At 52.7% G+C, this 22,360-nt stretch carries 21 protein-coding genes; 16 read left to right on the forward strand and 5 right to left on the reverse strand.

Translation table 11 applies throughout. The features are described 5' to 3' along the window. Positions 1 to 22 precede the first annotated feature (22 nt). Both epd and tkt read right to left on the reverse strand, forming a co-directional pair. Positions 23 to 1,039 (reverse strand): erythrose-4-phosphate dehydrogenase, encoded by a 1,017-nt coding sequence (epd, locus tag M2403_RS11710; RefSeq protein WP_152327752.1) that lies wholly within the window; start codon positions 1,037 to 1,039, stop codon positions 23 to 25. A 500-nt stretch (positions 1,040 to 1,539) separates the two neighbouring features. After that, entirely contained in the window at positions 1,540 to 3,534 is a 1,995-nt protein-coding gene (tkt, locus tag M2403_RS11715) for a transketolase (protein ID WP_259229250.1), read from the reverse strand. 248 nt (positions 3,535 to 3,782) lie between these two features. Here tkt and M2403_RS11720 point away from each other — a divergent pair, with 248 nt between their 5' ends. Continuing rightward, the gene (locus M2403_RS11720) at positions 3,783 to 4,535 is read left to right on the forward strand and encodes a M48 family metallopeptidase (RefSeq protein WP_152327750.1); all 753 of its coding nucleotides are present in this window, start codon (positions 3,783 to 3,785) and stop codon (positions 4,533 to 4,535) included. 217 nt (positions 4,536 to 4,752) lie between these two features. Next, the gene (locus M2403_RS11725) at positions 4,753 to 5,511 is read left to right on the forward strand and encodes a M48 family metalloprotease (protein ID WP_259229251.1); all 759 of its coding nucleotides are present in this window, start codon (positions 4,753 to 4,755) and stop codon (positions 5,509 to 5,511) included. A gap of 118 nt (positions 5,512 to 5,629) precedes the next feature. Here M2403_RS11725 and speA read toward each other — a convergent pair whose 3' ends face one another. Then, a complete protein-coding gene (speA, locus tag M2403_RS11730; RefSeq protein ID WP_152327748.1) occupies positions 5,630 to 7,612 on the reverse strand; it encodes a biosynthetic arginine decarboxylase in 1,983 nt (660 codons plus the stop codon). A gap of 871 nt (positions 7,613 to 8,483) precedes the next feature. On the opposite strand from speA, the gene metK reads away from it, so the two are divergent. From metK to ruvX, 8 genes are all read left to right on the forward strand, one after another. Next, positions 8,484 to 9,638 carry a methionine adenosyltransferase gene (gene metK, locus M2403_RS11735; RefSeq protein ID WP_152327747.1) on the forward strand — a complete coding sequence of 385 codons (1,155 nt, stop codon included), beginning with the start codon at positions 8,484 to 8,486 and terminating at the stop codon, positions 9,636 to 9,638. A 414-nt stretch (positions 9,639 to 10,052) separates the two neighbouring features. After that, positions 10,053 to 11,447: a sugar porter family MFS transporter gene (locus M2403_RS11740; RefSeq protein WP_152327746.1), complete on the forward strand. Its 1,395-nt coding sequence runs from the start codon at positions 10,053 to 10,055 to the stop codon at positions 11,445 to 11,447. A gap of 75 nt (positions 11,448 to 11,522) precedes the next feature. Next, positions 11,523 to 12,044, forward strand: coding sequence for a SprT family zinc-dependent metalloprotease (locus M2403_RS11745; protein WP_152327745.1), 522 nt, complete (start codon positions 11,523 to 11,525; stop codon positions 12,042 to 12,044). A gap of 93 nt (positions 12,045 to 12,137) precedes the next feature. Next, positions 12,138 to 12,851 (forward strand): deoxyribonuclease I, encoded by a 714-nt coding sequence (endA, locus tag M2403_RS11750; RefSeq protein WP_165059151.1) that lies wholly within the window; start codon positions 12,138 to 12,140, stop codon positions 12,849 to 12,851. Between the two features lie 100 nt (positions 12,852 to 12,951). After that, on the forward strand, positions 12,952 to 13,683 hold the full coding sequence (rsmE, locus tag M2403_RS11755; protein WP_165059149.1) for a 16S rRNA (uracil(1498)-N(3))-methyltransferase: 732 nt from the start codon (positions 12,952 to 12,954) through the stop codon (positions 13,681 to 13,683). Between the two features lie 11 nt (positions 13,684 to 13,694). Continuing rightward, positions 13,695 to 14,645: a glutathione synthase gene (gshB, locus tag M2403_RS11760; RefSeq protein WP_259229252.1), complete on the forward strand. Its 951-nt coding sequence runs from the start codon at positions 13,695 to 13,697 to the stop codon at positions 14,643 to 14,645. A gap of 126 nt (positions 14,646 to 14,771) precedes the next feature. Next, positions 14,772 to 15,335, forward strand: coding sequence for a YqgE/AlgH family protein (locus tag M2403_RS11765; protein WP_152327741.1), 564 nt, complete (start codon positions 14,772 to 14,774; stop codon positions 15,333 to 15,335). Further along, positions 15,335 to 15,763 (forward strand): Holliday junction resolvase RuvX, encoded by a 429-nt coding sequence (gene ruvX, locus M2403_RS11770; RefSeq protein ID WP_152327740.1) that lies wholly within the window; start codon positions 15,335 to 15,337, stop codon positions 15,761 to 15,763. Before M2403_RS11765 ends, ruvX begins: the two co-directional genes overlap by 1 nt. Here ruvX and M2403_RS11775 read toward each other — a convergent pair. Then, positions 15,754 to 16,776 carry a type IV pilus twitching motility protein PilT gene (locus tag M2403_RS11775; protein ID WP_259229254.1) on the reverse strand — a complete coding sequence of 341 codons (1,023 nt, stop codon included), beginning with the start codon at positions 16,774 to 16,776 and terminating at the stop codon, positions 15,754 to 15,756. The genes ruvX and M2403_RS11775 overlap by 10 nt on opposite strands. A 22-nt stretch (positions 16,777 to 16,798) precedes the next feature. On the opposite strand from M2403_RS11775, the gene M2403_RS11780 reads away from it, so the two are divergent. From M2403_RS11780 to hemW, 6 genes are all read left to right on the forward strand, one after another. Continuing rightward, positions 16,799 to 17,518: a YggS family pyridoxal phosphate-dependent enzyme gene (locus M2403_RS11780; RefSeq protein WP_208951577.1), complete on the forward strand. Its 720-nt coding sequence runs from the start codon at positions 16,799 to 16,801 to the stop codon at positions 17,516 to 17,518. 78 nt (positions 17,519 to 17,596) lie between these two features. After that, positions 17,597 to 18,418: a pyrroline-5-carboxylate reductase gene (gene proC / locus M2403_RS11785; protein WP_152327737.1), complete on the forward strand. Its 822-nt coding sequence runs from the start codon at positions 17,597 to 17,599 to the stop codon at positions 18,416 to 18,418. 21 nt (positions 18,419 to 18,439) lie between these two features. Then, positions 18,440 to 18,994: a YggT family protein gene (locus M2403_RS11790; RefSeq protein ID WP_104923215.1), complete on the forward strand. Its 555-nt coding sequence runs from the start codon at positions 18,440 to 18,442 to the stop codon at positions 18,992 to 18,994. Next, positions 18,979 to 19,284, forward strand: coding sequence for a DUF167 family protein YggU (gene yggU / locus M2403_RS11795; protein WP_152327736.1), 306 nt, complete (start codon positions 18,979 to 18,981; stop codon positions 19,282 to 19,284). Before M2403_RS11790 ends, yggU begins: the two co-directional genes overlap by 16 nt. 33 nt (positions 19,285 to 19,317) lie before the next feature. After that, positions 19,318 to 19,926: an XTP/dITP diphosphatase gene (locus M2403_RS11800; protein WP_152327735.1), complete on the forward strand. Its 609-nt coding sequence runs from the start codon at positions 19,318 to 19,320 to the stop codon at positions 19,924 to 19,926. Beyond that, a complete protein-coding gene (gene hemW / locus M2403_RS11805; protein WP_259229256.1) occupies positions 19,919 to 21,055 on the forward strand; it encodes a radical SAM family heme chaperone HemW in 1,137 nt (378 codons plus the stop codon). The genes M2403_RS11800 and hemW overlap by 8 nt, the downstream gene beginning before the upstream one ends. Before the next feature lie 569 nt (positions 21,056 to 21,624). Here the strand turns inward: hemW and M2403_RS11810 are convergent. Then, positions 21,625 to 22,359 carry a DUF2884 domain-containing protein gene (locus M2403_RS11810; protein ID WP_208951574.1) on the reverse strand — a complete coding sequence of 245 codons (735 nt, stop codon included), beginning with the start codon at positions 22,357 to 22,359 and terminating at the stop codon, positions 21,625 to 21,627. Between the last annotated feature and the right edge of the window lies 1 nt (position 22,360).

The following is a 22,360-nucleotide window of genomic DNA, read 5'->3' on the forward strand; positions in this document are numbered from 1 at the left end:
CCAGAAGGCCGGAACAGCCGTACTAGAAACCGCTAGCGGACATTGCCAATGTTGTATCCAACATTCGGTTGGCAAAACCCCACTCGTTATCGCACCAGACCAGTGTTTTTATCAGGTGCTGTCCACTTACCCGCGTCTGCGTTCCATCGACGATGGCGCTGTGGGGATCATGGTTAAAATCTGTCGAGACTAATGGTAGTTCGGTATAGTCAACTATACCACGAAAAGCGCCCGTTGCGGCCTTTTGCAGCAGCTGGTTCACCTCGTCTACCGTCACGGAACCCTCGACAAATACGCTCAAATCAATGGCTGTGACATTGATGGTCGGCACACGCACTGAGATAGCTTCAAAGCGATCGCAGAATTTGGGCATGATGCGCGTGATCCCTGCGGCCAGTTTGGTATCGACCGGAATAATGGACTGACTGGCCGCGCGCGTACGGCGTAAATCTGCGTGGTACGCATCAATGACAGGCTGGTCATTCATCGAAGAATGGATGGTCGTTACTGTGCCCGACTCAATGCCAAAGGCATCGTCGAGCAGCTTGATCACAGGGATAATACAGTTGGTGGTGCAGGACGCATTGGACACAATGCGGTGCTGGCGTTCGAGCAAATCGTGGTTCACACCGTAAACCACCGTAGCGTCAAGATCATGACCGCCGGGATGCGCGAACAGAATTTTTTTGGCACCGGCCGCGAGCTGAGCTTCACCGTCTTCACGGCTGCCATAAACGCCGGTGCAATCGAGCACGACGTCAATACTCAGTTCGCCCCATGGCAACTGGCTGGCATCAGACTGATGAAGTAAACGGATGGAGTCATCGCCGACGTAAAGGTTTTCCCCTTCCTGGCGGACATCCCAGGCGAAGCGGCCGTGGCTGGAGTCGTATTTGAGCAGATGTGCCATGCCTTCAGGGCTGGCGATTTCATTGATGGCAATAACGGAGATTTCCGCACGACGCCCGGATTCGTATAACGCGCGCAATACGCTACGGCCAATGCGACCAAAGCCATTAATTGCAATACGTATTGGCATACATCTCCCTGTTACACGGTTGTTACTCAATATCAGTAACACCTATAGTAATGCAGCGTGCGTTTACGGTGAATCACCATCGTCATCTGTCAGCACAATGCGTACGGCAGAAAAATCTCAGTTTCAGTCACGATAACAACCTGGTGACGATGTTAAGCTCAAATAGCCCGACTGAAACGGTTCAGCTGAGAATAAACCAAACGATGAATAAAAGGAATAATTCGTCAAACACTGAGGCATTAATCGCGCTGAACGCTTAAAAAAACGCCAGACAATTCTGTGTATTCACAGTGATTTTACTTTTTCATCACCTTTTCAACAGTGATTTTTCTCAAAAACCGACGGTTTGAAACAGCATCAGAATGCAGGGAGTTTAGCGGAGTCGGCACCCGAAGGGTTTGACCTGCGTCATTTCGCGCGAAACTGAGAACCTGCGCATAAAATTGCCGACGAAAAAAAAGCACCCGAAGGTGCTTTTAAGCAGCGTTAAGAAAACCGGATTACTTCAGCAACGCCTGTGCCTGAGCAACAACGTTATCTACAGTGAAACCAAATTCTTTGAACAGCAGGTCTGCCGGAGCAGATTCGCCGAAGCTGTGCATACCAACGATCGCGCCATTCAGGCCAACGTATTTGAACCAGTAATCCGCGATACCTGCTTCAACTGCAACACGTGCAGAAACGGCTTTCGGCAACACAGATTCACGGTAAGCCGCGTCCTGTTTGTCAAAGGCGTCAGTTGAAGGCATGGAAACCACGCGCACTTTAGTGCCCGCAGCCGCCAGTTTATCAGCCGCTTCTACAGTGATACCGACTTCAGAACCGGTCGCAATCAGGATTACTTCCGGCGTACCTTCGCAATCTTTCAGCACATAACCACCGCGCGACACGTTGGCTAATTGCTCAGCGGTACGTGGTTGCTGAGTCAGGTTCTGGCGGGAGAAGATCAGAGTCACCGGGCCGTCATTACGCTCAATCGCGTATTTCCATGCCACAGCAGATTCAACCTGATCCGCAGGACGCCAGGTGCTCATGTTTGGCGTCACGCGCAGGCTGGCAATTTGCTCAACCGGCTGGTGCGTCGGGCCGTCTTCGCCCAGACCGATAGAATCATGGGTGTACACGAACACGTTGCGGATTTTCATCAGCGCAGCCATACGCACGGCGTTACGTGCGTATTCCACGAACATCAGGAAGGTCGCAGAGTACGGCAGGAAACCACCGTGCAGCGCGATACCGTTGGTGATCGCGGTCATGCCGAATTCACGCACACCGTAATGGATGTAGTTACCCGCCTGATCGTCGCCAATAGACTTAGAACCGGACCACATGGTCAGGTTGCTTGGCGCCAGGTCGGCAGAGCCGCCCAGGAATTCCGGCAACACTTTACCAAAAGCTTCCAGCGCGTTTTGTGATGCTTTACGGCTGGCGATGTTGGCAGGTTTAGCCTGCAGTTCTTCGATAAATTTCTGTGCTTCTGCTTCCCAGTTGGCTGGCAGCTCACCGTTCACACGACGTTTGAACTCTTTTGCCAGCTCAGGGTGTGCCTTGGCGTAAGCATCAAACTTGTCGTTCCATGCCGTTTCTTTCGCCTGGCCCGCTTCTTTAGCATCCCACTGAGCATATATATCTTGCGGAATTTCGAAGGCAGCGTATTTCCAGCCCAGCGCTTCACGGGTTGCCGCCACTTCAGCAGCACCCAGTGCAGCACCGTGGACATCGTGAGTCCCGGCTTTGTTCGGTGAACCGAAACCGATCACGGTTTTGCACATCAGCAGCGATGGCTTATCAGTCACTTTATGTGCTTCTTCGATAGCCGCTTTGATGGCGTCAGGATTATGGCCATCAACACCACGCACAACGTGCCAGCCGTAAGCTTCGAAACGTTTAGCGGTATCATCGGTGAACCAGCCTTCTACGTGGCCGTCGATGGAGATGCCGTTGTCATCATAAAACGCGGTCAGTTTGCCGAGTTTCATGGTACCGGCCAGAGAACACACTTCGTGAGAAATGCCTTCCATCATGCAGCCGTCGCCCAGGAACGCGTAAGTCTGGTGATCGACGATGTCGTGGCCTGGTTTGTTGAACTGCGCACCCAGCGTACGTTCTGCAATCGCCATACCCACTGCATTCGCAATGCCCTGACCCAGCGGGCCAGTGGTGGTTTCTACGCCAGGGGTATAACCGTATTCCGGGTGACCCGGAGTTTTAGAATGCAACTGACGGAAGTTCGCCAGCTCGCTGATTGGCAGGTCATAACCGGTGAGGTGAAGCAGGCTATAAATCAGCATGGAACCATGGCCATTGGACAGCACGAAGCGGTCGCGGTCAGCCCAGTTCGGGTTTGACGGGTTGTGGTTCAGGTAATCACGCCACAAGACTTCGGCAATGTCTGCCATGCCCATAGGGGCGCCAGGGTGGCCGGAATTCGCTTTCTGCACGGCGTCCATACTAAGTGCGCGGATAGCGTTCGCAAGCTCTTTACGAGAGGACATGTTCTACTCCAGGTCGGATTAAAAAAGCAGTCAAGAAAGTCATTTTCTCAGACTCGGCATTAAAACGGCAATCCTTAATCACTCTCGTGACTAAGTTCACAGAATTCGCTTTTAAATCAGTGCGTTTTTTCAGACTTACACTATAGATCGGGCGATCCCAAAAACCTATCTTAACGCTATTCTTACAATCAGCGCCTTTTTGAGGCTGTACTGACTTTATTATTAACGTTCTCCGGGAACCCAAACTGATGAAATTCCACCCCGTTTTGCTGAGTCTTTGCGCGGCCGCACTGGTCAGCGGTTGTTCAACCCTTAATACCGATACCTTAATGCAATCCGGCGCGCAGGCTTATCAGGCTTATACACTGAGCGACGCCGATGTAAAAACCCTGAGTGTTCAGTCTTGCGAAGAAATGGATAAAAAAGCGCAAATAGCACCAGAAAGCAGCGAATACGCACAACGTCTGAAAAAAATCTCGGCGGCGCTGGGGGACAACATCAACGGCACGCCAGCCAACTATAAGGTGTACCTGACCAAGGACGTCAACGCCTGGGCGATGGCGAACGGCTGTATCCGCGTGTACAGCGGCCTGATGGATATGATGAACGACAACGAAGTCGAAGGCGTCCTCGGCCACGAAATGGGTCACGTCGCGCTGGGGCATACCCGTAAAGCGATGCAGGTTGCCTACAGCGCCACGGCGGCACGGACGGCGGTGGCGTCACTGGGCGGCGTCAGCACCACGCTTTCGCAATCGCAGCTGGCCGATCTCGGTGAGAAATATGTTAACGCGCAGTTCTCTCAGAAACAGGAATCCGAAGCCGATGATTACTCGTTTGATCTGCTGAAAAAACGCGGGATAGATCCGACCGGGCTGGCGACCAGTTTTGAAAAACTGGCAAAACTGGATCAGGGAAGCAGCATTGGCTGGTTTGACGATCACCCGTCATCCGAAGCGCGTGCCAAACATATCCGCGATCGCATAGCTGCCGGTAATTAATTCCTTCATACATTAAGATGCGCCCGCTAAGGGGCGCATCTTTTTATTATCGATTTAAGTGAAGCTTCCTAATTTTATTAAAAATCCATTATTCAGAAATAAATACCGCACAAAATCTGAAAATAACCCTCCATGAAGACTTTTCCTCGCTAAGTAAAAACGTTTCGTTATTCTTCCTGCGTTTTTATTTAATTTAACTATCAAAGGAAGATGGATTATGAATTTTCGCATAACTGCAATTGCGTTCGGGATCACCATATTATTAAGTGGTTGCCAGAACGGCGCACTCAATACCGATGCCTTAATGAAATCGGGTTCAGATGCTTACAAAGCGGCCACGCTGACCGATCAGGATGTCATCAATATGACGGAAGGTTCCTGTAAAGCGCTGGATGCCGAATCTCAAATTGCTTCATCAAAAAGCAAATACACAAAACGCCTGAATAAAATTGCCAAAAACCTCGGTAACGACATCAATGGCCGGCAGGCTAACTACAAAGTCTATCTCACCAGCGACGTCAACGCCTGGGCGATGGCGAACGGCTGTATCCGCGTTTACAGCGGCCTGATGGACATGATGACCGACGATGAAGTCGAAGGCGTACTGGGCCACGAAATAGGTCACGTCGCACTGGGTCACAGCAAAAAAGCCATGCAGGTGGCATACAGCACTTCCGCCGCGCACAGTGCAGCGGGCGCAGCCGGTGGCATTGCCGGACAGCTTTCCAGCACACAGCTGGCCGATCTGGGTGAAGACCTGATTAACGCGCAGTTCTCTCAGAAACAGGAATCTGACGCCGATAATTATTCTTACGACTTGCTGAAAAAACGCGGCCTGCCGACCAAAGGGCTGGTTACTGCCTTTGAGAAACTGGCAAAAATGAGCGGTGGCAGTGAGAAGAGTTTATTCAGCTCTCACCCGCCTTCTCAGGAGCGCGCAGATAATATTAAAAAGCGTATCGCCGAAGATAAATAACCGCGAGAACAAATTCGTTATTTATATCCTCAAAAATAGAATATTCATGACCTAAATAATAAAGGCACCCGAAGGTGCCTTTATTTTATCTTTCATTCAGAGCCGAAAACCGGCGCCCTTATTCGTCTTCTTCCAGATACGTATAACCGTATAAACCGGATTCAAACTCTTCCACAAACTGCGCCTGCAGTTCCGCATCCAGATCGGTTTCTTTTACCTGATCGCGGAAGCGGGTCAGCAACACATTCGGGTCAAGCTGCACGTATTCGAGCATATCGGCCACAGTGTCGCCTTCGTCAGACTGCTGCACTTCTATGCTGCCGTCAGGGAACACAAACACGTCCACTGCCGCGGTATCGCCGAACAGGTTGTGCATGTTGCCGAGAATTTCCTGATACGCGCCTACCATGAAGAAGCCAAGCACCGGCGGATTCTCAGGATCATACGGAGGCATCGGCATTGTGGTCGCCACACCGTCACCGTCGATGTAGTGATCGATAGTCCCGTCGGAATCACAGGTAATATCCAGCAGCACAGCACGGCCAACCGGCGGTTTGTCCAGCCCTTCGAGCGGCAGAACCGGGAACAGCTGATCGATACCCCACGCATCCGGCATGGACTGGAACAGCGAGAAGTTCACGTACAGCTTATCGGCCATACGTTCCTGCAATTCGTCGATAATCGGACGGTGCGCGCGGTTGCTTGGATCCAGCTGATCCTGAATTTTATTACAGATATTCAGGTAGATATCTTCCGCCCAGGCGCGCTGAGTCAGATCCAGAATACCGTGTGCATAGGCCGAATGGACGTCGTGCAAGTCCATCTGGCTGTCGTGCAACCATTCGCGCAGTGAGCGACGGTTTTCCGGATCGTGCATTTCGTTCCAGGTATCCCACATGCTGCCCAGCGCACGTGGTGCATCATCTTCCGGCGCAACCGGCTCTTTGAACTCGTTGCGCTCAACGCCAATCACGTTGGAAACCAGAACTGTGTGGTGCGCGGTTACAGCACGGCCAGACTCGGTAATCACCGTCGGATGCGGCAAACCATGTTCATTACAGGCGTCGCCAATACCCCAGATGACGTTGTTGGCGTATTCGTTCAGGCCGTAGTTCACCGAACAGTCAGACTGTGAACGGGTGCCTTCGTAATCCACACCCAGACCGCCGCCGACGTCGAAGCACTGAATGTTGACGCCAAGCTTGTGCAGTTCAACGTAGAAGCGCGCCGACTCACGCACACCAGTCGAGATATCGCGGATATTCGCCAGTTGTGAACCCAGATGGAAGTGCAGCAGTTGCAGGCTTTCCAGACGTCCGGCTTCTCGCAGCATTTCCACCAGTTGCAGAACCTGAGACGCCGCCAGACCAAACTTGGACTTTTCGCCACCGCTGGACTGCCATTTGCCGGAGCCTTGTGAGGACAGACGCGCACGCACGCCCAGACGCGGGATGACGTTCAGACGTTCAGCTTCTTCCAGCACCAGTTTAATCTCGGTCATTTTCTCGATAACCAGATAAACCTTGTGACCGAGTTTCTCGCCGATCAGCGCCAGACGAATATATTCGCGGTCTTTATAACCGTTACAAACGATAACAGAACGGGTCATTCCGGCGTGAGCCAGAACCGCCATCAGTTCCGCTTTTGAACCTGCTTCCAGGCCCAGCGGTTCGCCGGACTCGACCAGAGATTCAATGACGCGGCGATGCTGGTTAACCTTGATCGGATAAACCAGGAAGTAATCACCCTCATAACCGAACGATTCACGCGCGCGCTTGAAGGCGCCGTTAATCGAACGCAGACGGTGTTGCAGAATTTGTGGGAAACAGAACAAAGCGGGCAGACGCTGACCGTCCTGCTCGCGCATGTCTTTCACCAGTTGCGCCAAATCGACACGGGCAGAAGGCTCGTCAGGATCCGGGCAAACACTGATGTGGCCCAGTTCATTGACGTCAAAATAGTTGTTACCCCAATAGGCAACGTTGTAAGTGCGCAGCATTTTGCTGGCATCACGATCGTTCACGGCAACCTCCTGCATGGAGCGCAAAGAAACAGTATCGCCCGGTTGTGACGGACGGTGGGACTGGATGTCATCAGACATAGGTAAATCCTCTTTCTATACTGACAACATGGCCAGCCACTATCGCAGTAACAACAGGTGAGAACAACCCGCAAGGCTGGCTTTCAGACAGGATAAAACCCTGCGAGCCACAGCCATGGGACTGTTTTTCACTCATATCATTGTAAAACACGTTTTTAGACTCCGTGTAACGAGTCGGAAGAAATCAGGGGAAATCACCCCGGAGGTCGCAGGCTACATCAGTTATATGTCGGGAATACGATCCCGGTTTTACTGAGTAGCGTACAGATGTCGGCGACTGACCTGTCTGTAGTCAGGCTGTCTGTAACATCGCAGAGAGGGCAGACATTTCTCTGAAAGAAGGTCCGCTGAAAGAAGTGCTGCAAGGCGCATTAAAGGCTGCAGGGGATGCTGTTGAAATGTAACAACCGGTAAAAAGTGGGTCATTAACCTAACCACCTCCACACGTGCCACGCATCACCCGCGGGCATTCGAGCTGAGAAAACAGTAATCACTGGAATACGCTGGGATCTACAGTCTCTATAAATGTGTACAGCGCGCGCCGTTTATACCGGCAACCTGCTGAAATTGCAAAATGAAAATGACGTCAGGATTGTTTCTATGCGTGAATATCACTGCAAACCCGCACAATAACGCCATGTTCGCCACAAAAATGACTGGCTTTCAGCACAGGTGCTATCCTAAAATAGCCGTCCAGATGTTAATCCGTCCGTAGCAATTTTAGGGATTAATGCGCAAACTGCTTTAAGGCTTTGCCTAATGGGGATATGCAGGACGCATTGTGACAATGACGAGCTGTGCTCCTCATCTGCCCGTCTCCCCGGTGCTATGCAGTGATATCTAACCCGTCGTATGTAAGGTAAAGAACATAATGGCTAAACACCTCTTCACGTCCGAATCTGTTTCAGAAGGACATCCAGATAAAATTGCAGACCAGATTTCTGACGCAGTACTGGACGCAATTTTAGAGCAAGACCCGAAAGCACGTGTTGCATGTGAAACTTATGTCAAAACCGGCATGGTCCTGGTTGGCGGTGAAATCACCACCAGCGCATGGGTCGACGTTGAAGAAATCACGCGTCAGACCGTTCGCGAAATTGGCTATATCCATTCTGACATGGGTTTCGATGCCAACTCTTGTGCCGTACTGAGCGCTATTGGTAAGCAATCTCCGGACATCAATCAGGGCGTTGACCGCACTGACCCGCTGGAACAAGGCGCGGGCGACCAGGGTCTGATGTTTGGTTATGCTACCAACGAAACCAGCGTTCTAATGCCAGCTCCGATCACTTACGCACACCGTCTGGTGCAGCGTCAGGCTGAAGTACGTAAATCAGGCACCCTGCCATGGCTGCGTCCTGATGCGAAAAGCCAGGTCACTTTCCAGTATGACGAAGGCAAAATCGTTGGTATCGATGCCGTTGTGCTGTCCACTCAGCACGCTGAAGACATTGCGCTGAAAGATTTGCAGGAAGCGGTGATGGAAGAAATCATCAAACCTGTACTGCCAGCAGAATGGCTGAACGCCAGCACCAAATACCACATCAACCCGACTGGCCGTTTCGTTATCGGTGGCCCGATGGGCGACTGCGGTCTGACCGGACGTAAAATCATCGTTGATACCTACGGCGGCATGGCCCGTCACGGCGGCGGTGCATTCTCAGGTAAAGATCCGTCGAAAGTTGACCGCTCTGCTGCTTACGCTGCACGTTATGTGGCGAAAAACATCGTGGCAGCCGGTCTGGCTGATCGTTGTGAAATCCAGGTGTCTTACGCCATTGGCGTGGCTGAACCGACTTCCATCATGGTGGAAACCTTCGGTACGGGTAAAGTTTCTAACGAACAGCTGACCCTGCTTGTGCGCGAGTTCTTCGACCTGCGTCCATACGGCCTGATTCAGATGATGGATCTGCTGCACCCGATCTACAAAGAAACCGCTGCATACGGTCACTTTGGTCGCGAACATTTCCCATGGGAAAAAACCGACAAAGCGGCTCAGCTGCGCGAAGCTGCCGGCCTGAAATAAGTTTTTCAGACTGTTCTGCACTGAAACCCTGTCCTTGCGGCGGGGTTTTTTATTGCCTGTTTTTAGGGGATTAGCGCGGAATGAATAGGGATGAAATCTGATTTTTAAAGACATGTGAAAACGGTTACATATAATAACTTGTTATAAATTAATAGATTATTTAGATGATTAAAAATGTGTCACATAATTTTGATTGATATAAATCAATTTATGGGCTATTACTCTGCATGAAAGCCCCTTCCCTGCTGCATATCTCATTGAAACCCTTACCGAACAACATTCCCGATGACACCTATAAGTGTAAACGATTACAACACTGTGACCGGGTTCACGTTAAGCTGTGTACAGGGTAAATAACATAACAACCTAAGCATTATTACAAACTCAAAACGATTGCATTATTTTGGAGACCGGATGAACAACTCAACTTCGACCAAAGGAAAACGCTCGAACAAAAGCGTCACTTTCTTTGTGTGTTTTCTCGCTGCGCTGGCCGGACTGTTGTTCGGTTTAGATATCGGCGTCATCGCTGGTGCCCTTCCGTTTATCAGCCATGATTTTCAAATCACCAGCCACCAGCAGGAATGGGTGGTCAGCTCCATGATGTTTGGTGCCGCCGTCGGTGCTGTCGGCAGTGGCTGGATGAACTTCCGCATTGGTCGTAAGTACAGCCTGATGATTGGCGCGATCCTGTTCGTTGCCGGTTCCCTGTGTTCAGCCTTCGCGCCAAACACAGAAATTCTGATTATTGCCCGCGTCCTGCTGGGTCTGGCGGTCGGCGTCGCGTCTTACACTGCGCCAATCTACCTGTCAGAAATTGCACCGGAAAAAATCCGCGGCAGCATGATTTCCATGTACCAGCTGATGATCACCATCGGTATTCTGGCGGCGTACCTGTCTGATACCGCATTCAGCTACACCGGCGCATGGCGCTGGATGCTGGGCGTTATCACCATCCCTGCCGTGTTGCTGCTGATTGGCGTATTTTTCCTGCCGGACAGTCCGCGCTGGCTGGCCGCACGCGGTGACGATGGCAAAGCCCGCCGTGTTCTGGAAAAACTGCGTGATTCCAGCGAACAGGCGAAACGTGAGCTGGATGAAATCCGTGAAAGCCTGAAAGTAAAACAAAGCGGCTGGGGTCTGTTCACTAACAACAAAAACTTCCGTCGTGCAGTTTACCTCGGCATCCTGTTGCAGGTCATGCAACAGTTCACCGGCATGAACGTCATCATGTATTACGCACCGAAAATCTTCGGCATTGCCGGTTTTGCCAGCACGTCTCAACAAATGTGGGGAACGGTCATTGTCGGTCTGGTTAACGTTCTGGCGACCTTTATCGCCATCGGTCTGGTTGACCGCTGGGGCCGTAAACCTACCCTGAAACTGGGCTTCCTGGTTATGGCCGTCGGTATGGGCGTGCTCGGGACTATGCTGCACATTGGCGTTGTATCAGATGCCGCGAAATACTTCTCTATCGCGATGCTGCTGATGTTCATCGTAGGTTTTGCGATGAGTGCCGGTCCGCTGATTTGGGTTCTGTGTTCTGAAATTCAGCCGCTGAAAGGCCGTGATTTCGGTATCACCGTTTCAACCGCGACCAACTGGATTGCCAACATGATCGTGGGCGCGACCTTCCTGACCATGCTCGACAGCCTCGGCAACGCCAACACCTTCTGGGTTTACGCGGCGCTGAACGTTGTGTTCATCTTCATCACCATTGCGTTAATCCCTGAGACCAAAAACGTCTCTCTGGAACACATCGAACGCAACCTGATGAAAGGTGAAGCGCTGCGCGACATCGGTAAGTAAGCCCGCCATTCCTCCCCTGCAAAGGGGAGGAATTCAATATTGCATCTCGCTTCCCACCGATTTATCCTTCGCCTGATGAAAACCTCACGCCTTCCCATCGCCCTGCAACAAGCCGTCATGCGCTGCCTGCGGGAAAAACTCCAGATGGCAAATCAGTTTTTTGGCACCGATTACGCGGAGCCGGAAATCACATATCAGCAACGCGGTACCAGCGCGGGCAGCGCGTACCTCCAGCACTGGCAAATCCGTCTTAACCCTGTCTTGCTGATGGAAAACCAGCAGCCTTTTATTGATGAAGTGGTTCCGCACGAGCTGGCGCATTTGCTGGTTTACCGGCGGTTTGGACGCGCACCGGCGCCGCATGGCAAAGAGTGGCGCTGGATGATGGAACATGTGCTGGGTGTTTCCGCCAGCCGGACGCACAAGTTCGAAGTCGCCTCGGTGCAAAGCAAAACCTACCCATATTTATGCGCCTGCCGTGATCACCAGCTGACTGTCCGACGCCACAATAAAGTGATGCGTAAAGAGTCAGAATATCGCTGCCGGCATTGCGGTGAGTTGTTACGTTTTAACGCTAAAGGCACCGCTAACTGCTGATTTTTCAATCACTAAATAGCCATATTGTCTGATTGTCACACCGCTTCGCATCCGTTACCCTTGCGACCTTTTACACTCGGGCTATTCGGAAACATGTTTCGTAAAACACTTTTATCCTTTCTGTTTATCGGTGCTCTGGCACCGCTGAGCGCTTTCAGCCAGTCTGGCAACGCCATTAATAATTTCACTCAGGCCAAAGCGGCGGCAGTGAAAATTAACCAGGGTGCGCCTACATTTTATTGCGGTTGTACCATCAGCTGGCAGGGGAAAAAAGGCACGCCGAATCTGCAGTCCTGTGGCTATCAGGTACGTAAAAGTGAACAGCGCGCCAGCCGGATTGAGTGGGAGCATGTGGTTCCTGCCTGGCAGTTCGGCCATCAGATGCAGTGCTGGCAGGATGGCGGTCGCAAAAATTGTGCGAAAAACGCGGATTATCGCCAGATAGAAACGGATTTGCACAACCTTCAGCCCGCAATTGGCGAAGTGAACGGCGATCGCAACAACTTCATGTACAGCCAGTGGAACGGCGGGGAAGGCCAGTATGGACGCTGCGAAATGAAAGTCGACTTCAAGGCCAAGGCCGCCGAGCCACCTGCCCGCGCCCGTGGTGCTATCGCACGCACCTATTTCTACATGCGCGACCAGTACAAACTGAACCTGTCCCGTCAGCAAACTCAGCTGTTTACTGCCTGGGATCGCCAGTATCCGGTCACCGCCTGGGAATGCGAACGCGATAACCGCATTGCGAATGTGCAGGGAAATCACAATCCGTACGTTCAGCAGGCTTGCGCGCAAAGAAAAAGCTAACTTAGTATTAAACTCATCATCAGAGCACATTAGTTCGCGACAATGCGGACTAATGTCGCCAAAATAACCCCTCTCAAGACTTTAAGGACAGCAGCCTCACATGCGCATACCTCGCATTTATCACCCTGAACCGTTAAACGCGCACAGCGAAATTGCGCTCAGTGAAGATGCCGCGAATCACGTCGGGCGCGTTCTGCGCATGCAGCCTGGTCAGGCCATTCAGTTATTTGACGGCAGTAATCAGATCTTCGACGCCAGCATTACGCAGGTGGATAAGAAGAACGTGCGCGTCAGCCTGGAAGAAGGCGTGCTGTCAGACAATGAATCCCCGCTGAATCTGCATCTCGGCCAGGTGATTTCGCGCGGCGAGAAGATGGAATTCACCATCCAGAAATCCATTGAGCTGGGCGTGAATACCATTACGCCGCTGTTTTCCGAACGCTGTGGCGTGAAACTGGACGGTGAGCGTCTGGATAAGAAATTGCAGCAGTGGCAGAAAATTGCCATTGCCGCCTGTGAACAGTGTGGCCGAAACCGCATTCCGGAAATTCGTCCGGTCATGCAGCTTGAAGCCTGGTGCGCCGAGCAGGACGACAGCCTGAAGCTGAACCTGCATCCGCGCGCCAGTCACAGCATCAATACCCTGCCGCTGCCGGTGAATCATGTTCGCCTGCTGATCGGCCCGGAAGGCGGTTTATCCGCCGACGAAATTGCAATGACCTCCGGTTACGGATTTACTGATATCCTGCTGGGACCCCGTGTTCTGCGTACAGAAACTACAGCACTCACCGCGATAACGGCCTTACAGGTTCGTTTCGGCGATCTGGGTTAAGAGGAGACCAAATGATCAAGCTTGGCATCGTGATGGACCCGATTTCTTCCATCAACATCAAAAAAGACACCAGTTTCGCAATGTTGCTCGAAGCGCAGAGTCGTGGCTACGAGCTGCATTACATGGAAATGAATTCCCTGTATCTGCGCGGCGGCGAAGGCCGTGCGACCACCAAAAAGCTTAGCGTAAAGCAGGATTACAACGGCTGGTATGAATTCGGCACCGAACAGGATATCGCCCTGCAGGAGCTCGATGTGATCCTGATGCGTAAAGATCCGCCGTTTGATACCGAATTTATTTATGCCACTTACATCCTTGAACGCGCCGAAGAAAAAGGCACGCTGATCGTCAACAAACCGCAGAGCCTGCGCGACTGTAACGAAAAGCTTTTCACCGCCTGGTTCCCGGAACTGACGCCGGACACGCTGGTAACACGCAACGCGGCGCAGCTGAAAGCGTTCCATAAAGAACATACCGATGTGATCCTCAAACCGCTCGACGGTATGGGCGGCGCATCAATCTTCCGCCTGAAACCGGAAGACGCGAACGTTTCCGTTGTCATCGAAACACTGACCGAGCACGGCAGCCGTTTCTGCATGGCGCAAAACTATCTGCCTGCCATTAAAGACGGTGACAAACGCGTTCTGGTTGTCGACGGCGAACCAGTGCCTTACTGCCTGGCGCGTATTCCTGCACAAGGCGAGACCCGAGGCAATCTGGCTGCCGGTGGCCGCGGTGAAGCACGTCCGCTGAGCGAAAGCGACTGGGCAATTGCCCGCACCGTTGCACCAATCCTCAAGCAAAAAGGCCTGATTTTTGTCGGTCTGGATATCATCGGCGATCGCCTGACCGAAATTAACGTTACCAGCCCGACCTGTGCGCGTGAAATCGAAGCCGCATTCCCGATTTCCATCACCGGTATGCTGATGGACGCTATCGAAAAGCGTCTGGCTGCACGCTAATCACGCAATATCGTCATTAACGGGTTATCCGCACTGCCGGATAGCCCGCTTTTTTTGATGACGCTGCCGTAATAAACTGGCTTGTCTGATTTTGTTTCTATTTTGAGGTTAAACATCCTACATACCATGAATCTACAACATCACTTTCTTATTGCGATGCCCGGACTGGACGAACCCCAGTTCAAACGTTCGGTCGTGTATATCTGCGAACATAATGAAGACGGCGCAATGGGTCTGGTGATTAATAAACTGGTCGAAGATTTCACCGTCGAAAATGTGCTCGATAAACTCGATATCAGCCCTGAGCCACGCGATCCGGCAATCCGCCTCGACCGCCCGGTCTTTTCCGGCGGCCCTCTGGCAGACGATCGTGGTTTTATTTTGCATACGCCGCGTGAAGGTTTTGGGTCCAGTATCCGGATTTCAGACTGCACCATGATCACTACGTCCAAAGACGTTCTTGAAACATTGGGCACGCCTGACCAGCCGAAAAATGTGCTGGTGGCGCTCGGGTATGCGGCCTGGGAACAGGGGCAGCTGGAGCAGGAATTGCTGGAAAATTCATGGCTGACCATTGAAGCGAGCAGCGACATTCTCTTCCACACACCGATTGCAGACCGCTGGCGTGAAGCCGCGAAAATGATCGGCGTGGATGTCAGCCAGCTTGCCACCCACGCAGGGCACGCATAATGGGTAACCGCACAGTCTTCGCCTTCGATTTCGGCACCAAAAGCATCGGCCTTGCGATCGGCCAGGAAGTCACTGGCACGGCGCGCCCGCTGACGTCGTTTAAAGCGCAGGACGGCACGCCGGACTGGCTGAAGATCGAAAAGCTGCTGAAAGAATGGCTTCCTGATCTGGTCGTGGTTGGTCTGCCGCTGAACATGGACGGTACAGAACAGCCGCTGACGGCACGTGCACGCAAGTTTGCCAACCGTCTGCATGGCCGTTTTGGCGTTCAGGTGGAGCTGCATGACGAACGTCTGAGCACCGTTGAAGCACGCGCGGATTTGTTTGACCGTGGCGGCTTTCGCGCGCTGGACAAAGGCAGCGTGGACGCGGCTTCGGCGGTCATCATTCTGGAAAGCTGGTTCGAGAAACAATGGAGTCAGTCCTGATCCGCAGCCAGTAACCCGGCGCTTTGCCGCTGCTGGCGGCTCTGCGCAAATGTCTGCATTCCGGCCTGTGCGCCGGTTTGCAGTACATCGGCCAGCTGATGCGTTTTCCCCTCGCGGATCAGATTGCACACACCCGGCGTTGATGTCAGCACTTCAAACAATGCCACCCTTCCGCCCTGCTGTTCCTCCGTCGCTTTCGTTACCGCCAGCTTTTGGGCAATCACCGCCCGCAAACTGCCTGCCAGCTGTGCCCGGACAAACGCCTTTTCTTCTGCGGGAAAAACATCGACCAGCCGGTCAATCGCCTGCGTGGCATTACGCGTATGCAAGGTTGCCAGTACCAGATGCCCGGTTTCTGCCGCGGTCAGCGCCAGCCGGATACTTTCGGTGTCACGCAGTTCCCCCAGCAGCAACACATCCGGATCCTCACGCAGGGCACCGCGCACGGCCTCAGAAAAAGAGCGCGTATGCTGCCCCAGCTCACGCTGCTGGATCAGGCAGCGCTGGCTGGTATGAATCAGCTCAATGGGATCCTCAAGCGTAATGATGTGCCGCGCCGTATGCCGGTTGAGATGGTTAATCAGCGCTGCCAGCGTGGTGGATTTCCCGCTACCGGTCGCGCCGGTAACCAGAATCAAGCCATCCTCCTGCATAATCAGCCGCTGCAAAACGTCAGGCGCGTGAAGCGTGGCCAAATCCGGACAATGCGCCGGAATGGGTCGCAGCGCCGCGGAAAGCCCGTGCCATTGCTGAAAAATGTTGAGCCGCATCCGCACGCCCGCCCCGAGCGTCAGCGCTTTATCCACCTGTCCGGCCTGATGCAGACAGTCAAGCTGCGCGGTATCCAGCCACTGCTGGCTGAGTGCCTGCATCGCCGACGCCTTAACAACCGGCAGATCCTCGCAGCGGCATAATTCGCCATCAATGCGTAACATTGGCGGATAGCCGGTACAAAGGTGCAGATCAGAGGCATTTTGCTTTACACTACGCCCCACTAATCCATCAATATCCATGTTGAAATCCTCCCGAGTCCTTATGAGCCTGAGTCAGCAAAACGCTATTGAGCAGAACTTACAGAATGTCCGCGAGAAAATCGCAGCCGCTGCACAGCTTTGCGGCAGGTCTCCAGAAGAAGTTACTTTGCTTGCAGTCAGCAAAACGAAACCTGCGAGCGCTGTCGAAGAAGCTATCGCCGCCGGGCAGTTTGCCTTCGGTGAAAACTACGTGCAGGAAGGCGTGGATAAAATTGCCCACTTTGCCGGGCATCAGCCAGCGCTCACCTGGCATTTCATCGGACCATTGCAATCAAACAAAAGCCGCCTGGTGGCCGAGAATTTCGACTGGTGCCATACGATTGACCGTCTGAAAATCGCCCAGCGCCTCAATGAACAACGTCCGGCTGATCTTGCGCCATTACAGGTTTTGATTCAGGTGAATATCAGCGATGAAGCCAGTAAATCCGGTATTGCGCTGGAAGACGTTGCGGAGCTGGCGGCGCAAATCATGGCGATGCCTAATCTGAATCTGCGCGGTCTGATGGCAATTCCGGCGGCAGAAACCGATTACGCACGCCAGCTGGACGTTTTCAGCCAGATGCGCGACGCACTGAAGGCATTGCAGGTCATTTGCCCGCAAGCGGATACGCTTTCAATGGGCATGACCGACGATATGCCGGCAGCCATTGCGGCAGGCAGCACCATGGTGCGTATCGGGACGGCGATTTTTGGTGCCCGCGATTACAGCGCCAAACAGTAACCGCTGCGATGCAGTAAACTGTTTTAAATCATCATTAAATGACTTACTTATCCCCTGTTCTGACAGCAAGGAGCACCAATGCAACATCGTAAACTCTGTTTTATCGGCGCCGGTAACATGGCAGGCGCGATTATTGCGGGTCTGGTCGAAAGCGGCTATCCGGCAAATCTGGTCAGCGTTTGTGCCCCTTCCACCACGCACCGCGACGCGCTGGCTGAAAAATATGGCGTTAAAAGCAGCAGCGATAACAATGGCTGCGCAAAAGACGCTGATGTGGTGGTACTTTCTGTAAAACCACAAATGATGGCCGATGTATGTAAAGCACTGCAAAAAGACGTGGATTTTAGCGGCAAGCTGGTACTGTCGATTGCCGCAGGCGTCAGCGTGGCGCGTTTCTGCGAGCTGCTGGGCGATAATCTGAACATTGTGCGTATTATGCCTAACACGCCGTCTCTGGTCGGAAAAGGCATGAGCGGTTTGTTCGCGCCAGAACAGGTTTCACAAGCTGACCGCGATTACAGCGGCGAGCTGATGACCGCCGTCGGCAAAGTGTGCTGGGTCGATACCGAAGAAGGCATCAACCATATTATTGCTGCTGCGGGCAGTGCGCCGGCGTATTTCTTCCTGTTTATGGAAGCGATGCAGGCTGAAGCACAGCGTCTGGGCTTTAGTGCAGAAGCGGCACGGATGCTGGTGGAACAGGCTGCAAGCGGGGCGACTGCGCTGGTCGCCGCCAGCCCGGACACGCCATTGTCACAACTTCGTGAGAATGTGACGTCCAAAGGTGGCACGACGTTTGAAGCACTGAAAGTTTTCACCGATCGTAAATTACCGGAGATTGTCTCCGAAGCCATGCAGGCCGCCATTACCCGCGCACAGGAAATGGAAAAACAGTTTTAACATACTTAGATAAGGCAATTTATGCTGACCAATTTGTTAGTCATGGTAATTAATACTTACGCAATGATTTTACTGCTCCGCATCTGGATGCAGTGGGCGCGTACAGATTTTTATAATCCGTTATCCCAGTTTGTCGTAAAAGTCACACAGCCGGTTATCCGTCCGCTTCGCCGGGTGATCCCGCCGCTGGGGCCGATTGACAGCGCGTCATTGCTGATTGCGTTCCTGCTGCTGACGCTCAAATACCCGCTGATGGAGCTGATTATCAGCGGCGGGATTTCACTGAGCCTGGTGAATTTGCTGGCGGGTCTGGTTTCGTTAATCAAAACCGCAGGCTCGCTGATTTTCTGGGTTGTGATTATCCGCTCCCTGCTGAGCTGGGTGACGCAGGGTCGTGGCCCGATGGATTATCTGCTGATGCAGTTAACTGAACCGCTGATGGGGCCAATTCGCCGCATCTTACCCGCGCTGGGTGGCATCGATTTTTCAGGCATGATTATCGTGATTATTCTTTATATTCTCGATAATTTCTTCGCGAACTTAAATTACATCGGAACATTATGGCAGTTGCCGTAAATCCGGTGAGCTGGCAGTCCGATGCGCTGGTTTTGCGGTTGATTATTCAGCCCAAAGCCAGCCGCGACAGCCTGGTCGGTTTGCATGGCGATGAATTCAAAGTCGCCATCACCGCGCCACCAGTGGACGGTCAGGCCAACACGCATCTGGTGAAATTTCTCGCCAAACAGTTTAAAGTCGCCAAAAGTCAGATAAGCATTGAAAAGGGCGAGCTGGGCCGCCATAAACAAGTCCGCATTACGAATCCGCAAAATATCCCGACCGAGGTCGCGGTACTGCTCGCTGAATAAACTCATTTCAGATGGTCTTCAGGACGTTATTTTATGCAAAAAGTCGTATTGGCTACCGGCAACGCCGGTAAAGTCCGTGAACTCGCACACCTTCTGGCCGATTTCGGGCTGGACGTTGTCGCACAAACCGAACTCGGCGTTGAATCCGCTGAAGAAACCGGCCTGACGTTCATTGAGAACGCCATTCTCAAAGCCCGTCACGCGGCGGCAGAAACCGGTTTACCGGCTGTGGCCGATGACTCCGGCCTGGCCGTCGATTTTCTGGGTGGCGCGCCGGGGATTTATTCCGCACGTTACGCAGGTGTTGATGCCAGCGATCAGCAAAATCTCGACAAACTGCTCGTTGCGTTGAAAGACGTGCCGCAGGGCCAGCGCAATGCACAATTTCATTGCGTTCTGGTTTACATGCGCCACGCAGAAGACCCGACGCCGCTGGTGTGCCACGGCAGCTGGCCGGGTGAAATTGCCTTTGCAGAAGCCGGTGAAGGCGGTTTTGGTTACGACCCCATTTTCTTCGTTCCGGAACTGGGCAAAACAGCCGCAGAGCTGACGCGTGAAGAAAAAAGTGCGGTATCGCACCGTGGTCAGGCGCTGAAACTGCTGCTGGCAGCGATGAAAGAGGCTGTACAGAAGAATGCGTAAGTTGCCGCCGCTGAGTCTCTACATTCATATTCCGTGGTGCGTGCAAAAATGCCCTTACTGCGATTTCAACTCGCATGCGTTAAAGGGTGAAGTGCCGCACGACGACTATGTCGCGCATCTGCTGGCCGATTTGGATGCAGATTTGCATCTGGCCGCAGGCCGAAGCGTAGGGACAATTTTTATCGGCGGCGGAACCCCAAGCCTGCTGAGCAGCGAAGCGATGCAAAACCTGCTCGACGGCGTACGTGCGCGTTTGCCTCTCGATGCCAGTGCGGAAATCACCATGGAAGCCAATCCGGGTACCGTCGAAGCAGACCGCTTCAGCGGCTATCAGCGCGCCGGTGTGAACCGCATTTCAATTGGTGTGCAAAGTTTCGATGCGCAAAAACTGGAGCGTCTGGGGCGTATTCACGGGCCGGAAGAAGCAAAACGCGCCGCCCATCTGGCGACCGGCCTGAATTTGCGCAGTTTTAATCTGGATCTGATGCACGGTTTACCGGATCAGACACTCGAAGAAGCGCTGGACGATTTGCGTCAGGCCATCGCACTGAATCCGCCGCATTTATCGTGGTATCAGCTGACCATCGAGCCTAATACGATGTACGCCTCACGTCCGCCAACGTTGCCGGATGACGACGCGCTGTGGGATATCTTTGAGCAAGGCGACCGGCTGCTGACGGCCGCCGGTTATCAGCAATATGAAACGTCTGCCTATGCTAAACCCGGCTATCAGTGCCAGCATAATCTCAATTACTGGCGCTTCGGGGATTATCTCGGCATCGGTTGCGGCGCGCACGGCAAGCTGACACAGCCCGACGGGCAAATTCTGCGCACGGTCAAAACCAAGCATCCGCGTGGTTATATGCAGGGACGTTACATGGACAAACAGCATCCTGTGGAAACAGAAGATTTGCCGTTTGAATTCTTCATGAACCGTTTCCGTCTGCTCGAAGCCGCACCACGCGAAGAGTTTGGGTTGTATACCGGGCTGGATGAATCGGTGATCCGCGCACAGCTTGACGAAGCCATCGCCAAAGAATATCTGGTGGAAACCGGCACTCACTGGCAGATCACCCGCAAAGGTAAACTGTTCCTGAATTCGCTGCTGGAGCTGTTTTTGGGTGAGTAAGGATTAGAAAATAAGAAACCGCCCCGAGGGGCGGTTGGTTAAGTGCTCAGTACTGGCCTATGTTAACGCTGAAATTGATGTGTGAAACATGAATGTTCCATCCGTCGCTTTCAGTAGTCGCCATAGAACCAAGCACGATGAGAAGCGCATAAATGCACTTTTTCATATTTGCAGTTTCCCGAAGAAACCGCGTTTCACCAAATCACACCGGGATAACGTGGCAAATGGCCAGCATCTGTTGAGGTGCCAACTTTCGCGGTGTGTCAGTTCCAATCCCTGAGCCCGGTGCCCCGTCTCCAAACGGGGGAATTAGTCCCGACAGGATATTATCACCCTCTAAATTACTTCGTCACGTTTATATGACCTCCCGGATAAGATTTTCGGCGTACGGGAAAATGATGCGTGTTGGGATTGTCGCAAATTTGAATTGGGTATATTATCAGCTGCGTTGGGGTGCTGACTTTCGTGCTACTTACGGAAGTAGAAACTCTGGAAGATGTAGCTCCAACTACATGTTCCAACAAAAAAACCGCGTAATCGCGGTTTTTTTGTGTCTGGCATTTAGCAAATTACTGTTTCAAATCTGCCAGTAACGCTTTGTGCTGGGTATCCAGCGCGGTGACGCGTTTACAAACATCATCGCCGAAGGCTTTAAACTCTTTTTCCTGTTTGTTCCACTCTTCCTGTACGGCCTGTTGCAGACCGCCGAGATTGCCCATCATTGCCTGCAGGGGATTGCCGCCGCTCGTGGCTTGTTTCAGGCCCATCTCGTTGATGCTGTCCTGCATCACACCGCCCATAGTTTGTTCCATCAGCTTCTGGCCATTCTGCTTAACCTGATCCACCGCTTTGTAGTGGAAGGTCAGCCCGTCAGTGCGATGCTCGATAATCAGATTCATCTGCTCTTTCAGCTGTTTATCCAGCTTGACCAGACGATTACGCACGTTGCTGTCGCTGCCGAGTTTATCGACAATCACACGGTCAACGGCCACACGGCCTTTTTCGAGATGCGCCGTCGCGCCCTGATCAATCCATGGCAGGTCACGGCGCAGGCCAGCCTGATAATCGATGGCTTCCTGACGCTGTTTTGCGCTCAGGGTCATGTCTTTTCCGTTAAGAGTCACATTGCCGTTAGGGGTCATCAGCAAGTCACCGCTTTTGCCGACAACCTGCACGGTTTGCGGCTTGATGATCACGTCGTCTTTAGGCTGAACGGCACACTGATAATCAGCCTGCACGCTCCATGCACTCAGCGCCAGCAATGCAGCCAGTCCGGTTTTTACCACTCCACTTTTTACTAACATG

The organism is Rahnella sp. BIGb0603 (assembly GCF_024808755.1).
GTDB classification, from domain to species: Bacteria; Pseudomonadota; Gammaproteobacteria; order Enterobacterales; family Enterobacteriaceae; genus Rahnella; species Rahnella contaminans.

Excerpts from the sequence above, each read along its gene's own strand:
- epd (WP_152327752.1), bottom strand. The coding sequence starts at position 1,039 with ATGCCAATACGTATTGCAATTAATGGCTTTGGTCGCATTGGCCGTAGC.
- tkt (WP_259229250.1), bottom strand. The coding sequence starts at position 3,534 with ATGTCCTCTCGTAAAGAGCTTGCGAACGCTATCCGCGCACTTAGTATG.
- M2403_RS11720 (WP_152327750.1), top strand. The coding sequence starts at position 3,783 with ATGAAATTCCACCCCGTTTTGCTGAGTCTTTGCGCGGCCGCACTGGTC.
- M2403_RS11725 (WP_259229251.1), top strand. The coding sequence starts at position 4,753 with ATGAATTTTCGCATAACTGCAATTGCGTTCGGGATCACCATATTATTA.
- speA (WP_152327748.1), bottom strand. The coding sequence starts at position 7,612 with ATGTCTGATGACATCCAGTCCCACCGTCCGTCACAACCGGGCGATACT.
- metK (WP_152327747.1), top strand. The coding sequence starts at position 8,484 with ATGGCTAAACACCTCTTCACGTCCGAATCTGTTTCAGAAGGACATCCA.
- M2403_RS11740 (WP_152327746.1), top strand. The coding sequence starts at position 10,053 with ATGAACAACTCAACTTCGACCAAAGGAAAACGCTCGAACAAAAGCGTC.
- M2403_RS11745 (WP_152327745.1), top strand. The coding sequence starts at position 11,523 with ATGAAAACCTCACGCCTTCCCATCGCCCTGCAACAAGCCGTCATGCGC.
- endA (WP_165059151.1), top strand. The coding sequence starts at position 12,138 with ATGTTTCGTAAAACACTTTTATCCTTTCTGTTTATCGGTGCTCTGGCA.
- rsmE (WP_165059149.1), top strand. The coding sequence starts at position 12,952 with ATGCGCATACCTCGCATTTATCACCCTGAACCGTTAAACGCGCACAGC.
- gshB (WP_259229252.1), top strand. The coding sequence starts at position 13,695 with ATGATCAAGCTTGGCATCGTGATGGACCCGATTTCTTCCATCAACATC.
- M2403_RS11765 (WP_152327741.1), top strand. The coding sequence starts at position 14,772 with ATGAATCTACAACATCACTTTCTTATTGCGATGCCCGGACTGGACGAA.
- ruvX (WP_152327740.1), top strand. The coding sequence starts at position 15,335 with ATGGGTAACCGCACAGTCTTCGCCTTCGATTTCGGCACCAAAAGCATC.
- M2403_RS11775 (WP_259229254.1), bottom strand. The coding sequence starts at position 16,776 with ATGGATATTGATGGATTAGTGGGGCGTAGTGTAAAGCAAAATGCCTCT.
- M2403_RS11780 (WP_208951577.1), top strand. The coding sequence starts at position 16,799 with ATGAGCCTGAGTCAGCAAAACGCTATTGAGCAGAACTTACAGAATGTC.
- proC (WP_152327737.1), top strand. The coding sequence starts at position 17,597 with ATGCAACATCGTAAACTCTGTTTTATCGGCGCCGGTAACATGGCAGGC.
- M2403_RS11790 (WP_104923215.1), top strand. The coding sequence starts at position 18,440 with ATGCTGACCAATTTGTTAGTCATGGTAATTAATACTTACGCAATGATT.
- yggU (WP_152327736.1), top strand. The coding sequence starts at position 18,979 with ATGGCAGTTGCCGTAAATCCGGTGAGCTGGCAGTCCGATGCGCTGGTT.
- M2403_RS11800 (WP_152327735.1), top strand. The coding sequence starts at position 19,318 with ATGCAAAAAGTCGTATTGGCTACCGGCAACGCCGGTAAAGTCCGTGAA.
- hemW (WP_259229256.1), top strand. The coding sequence starts at position 19,919 with ATGCGTAAGTTGCCGCCGCTGAGTCTCTACATTCATATTCCGTGGTGC.
- M2403_RS11810 (WP_208951574.1), bottom strand. The coding sequence starts at position 22,359 with ATGTTAGTAAAAAGTGGAGTGGTAAAAACCGGACTGGCTGCATTGCTG.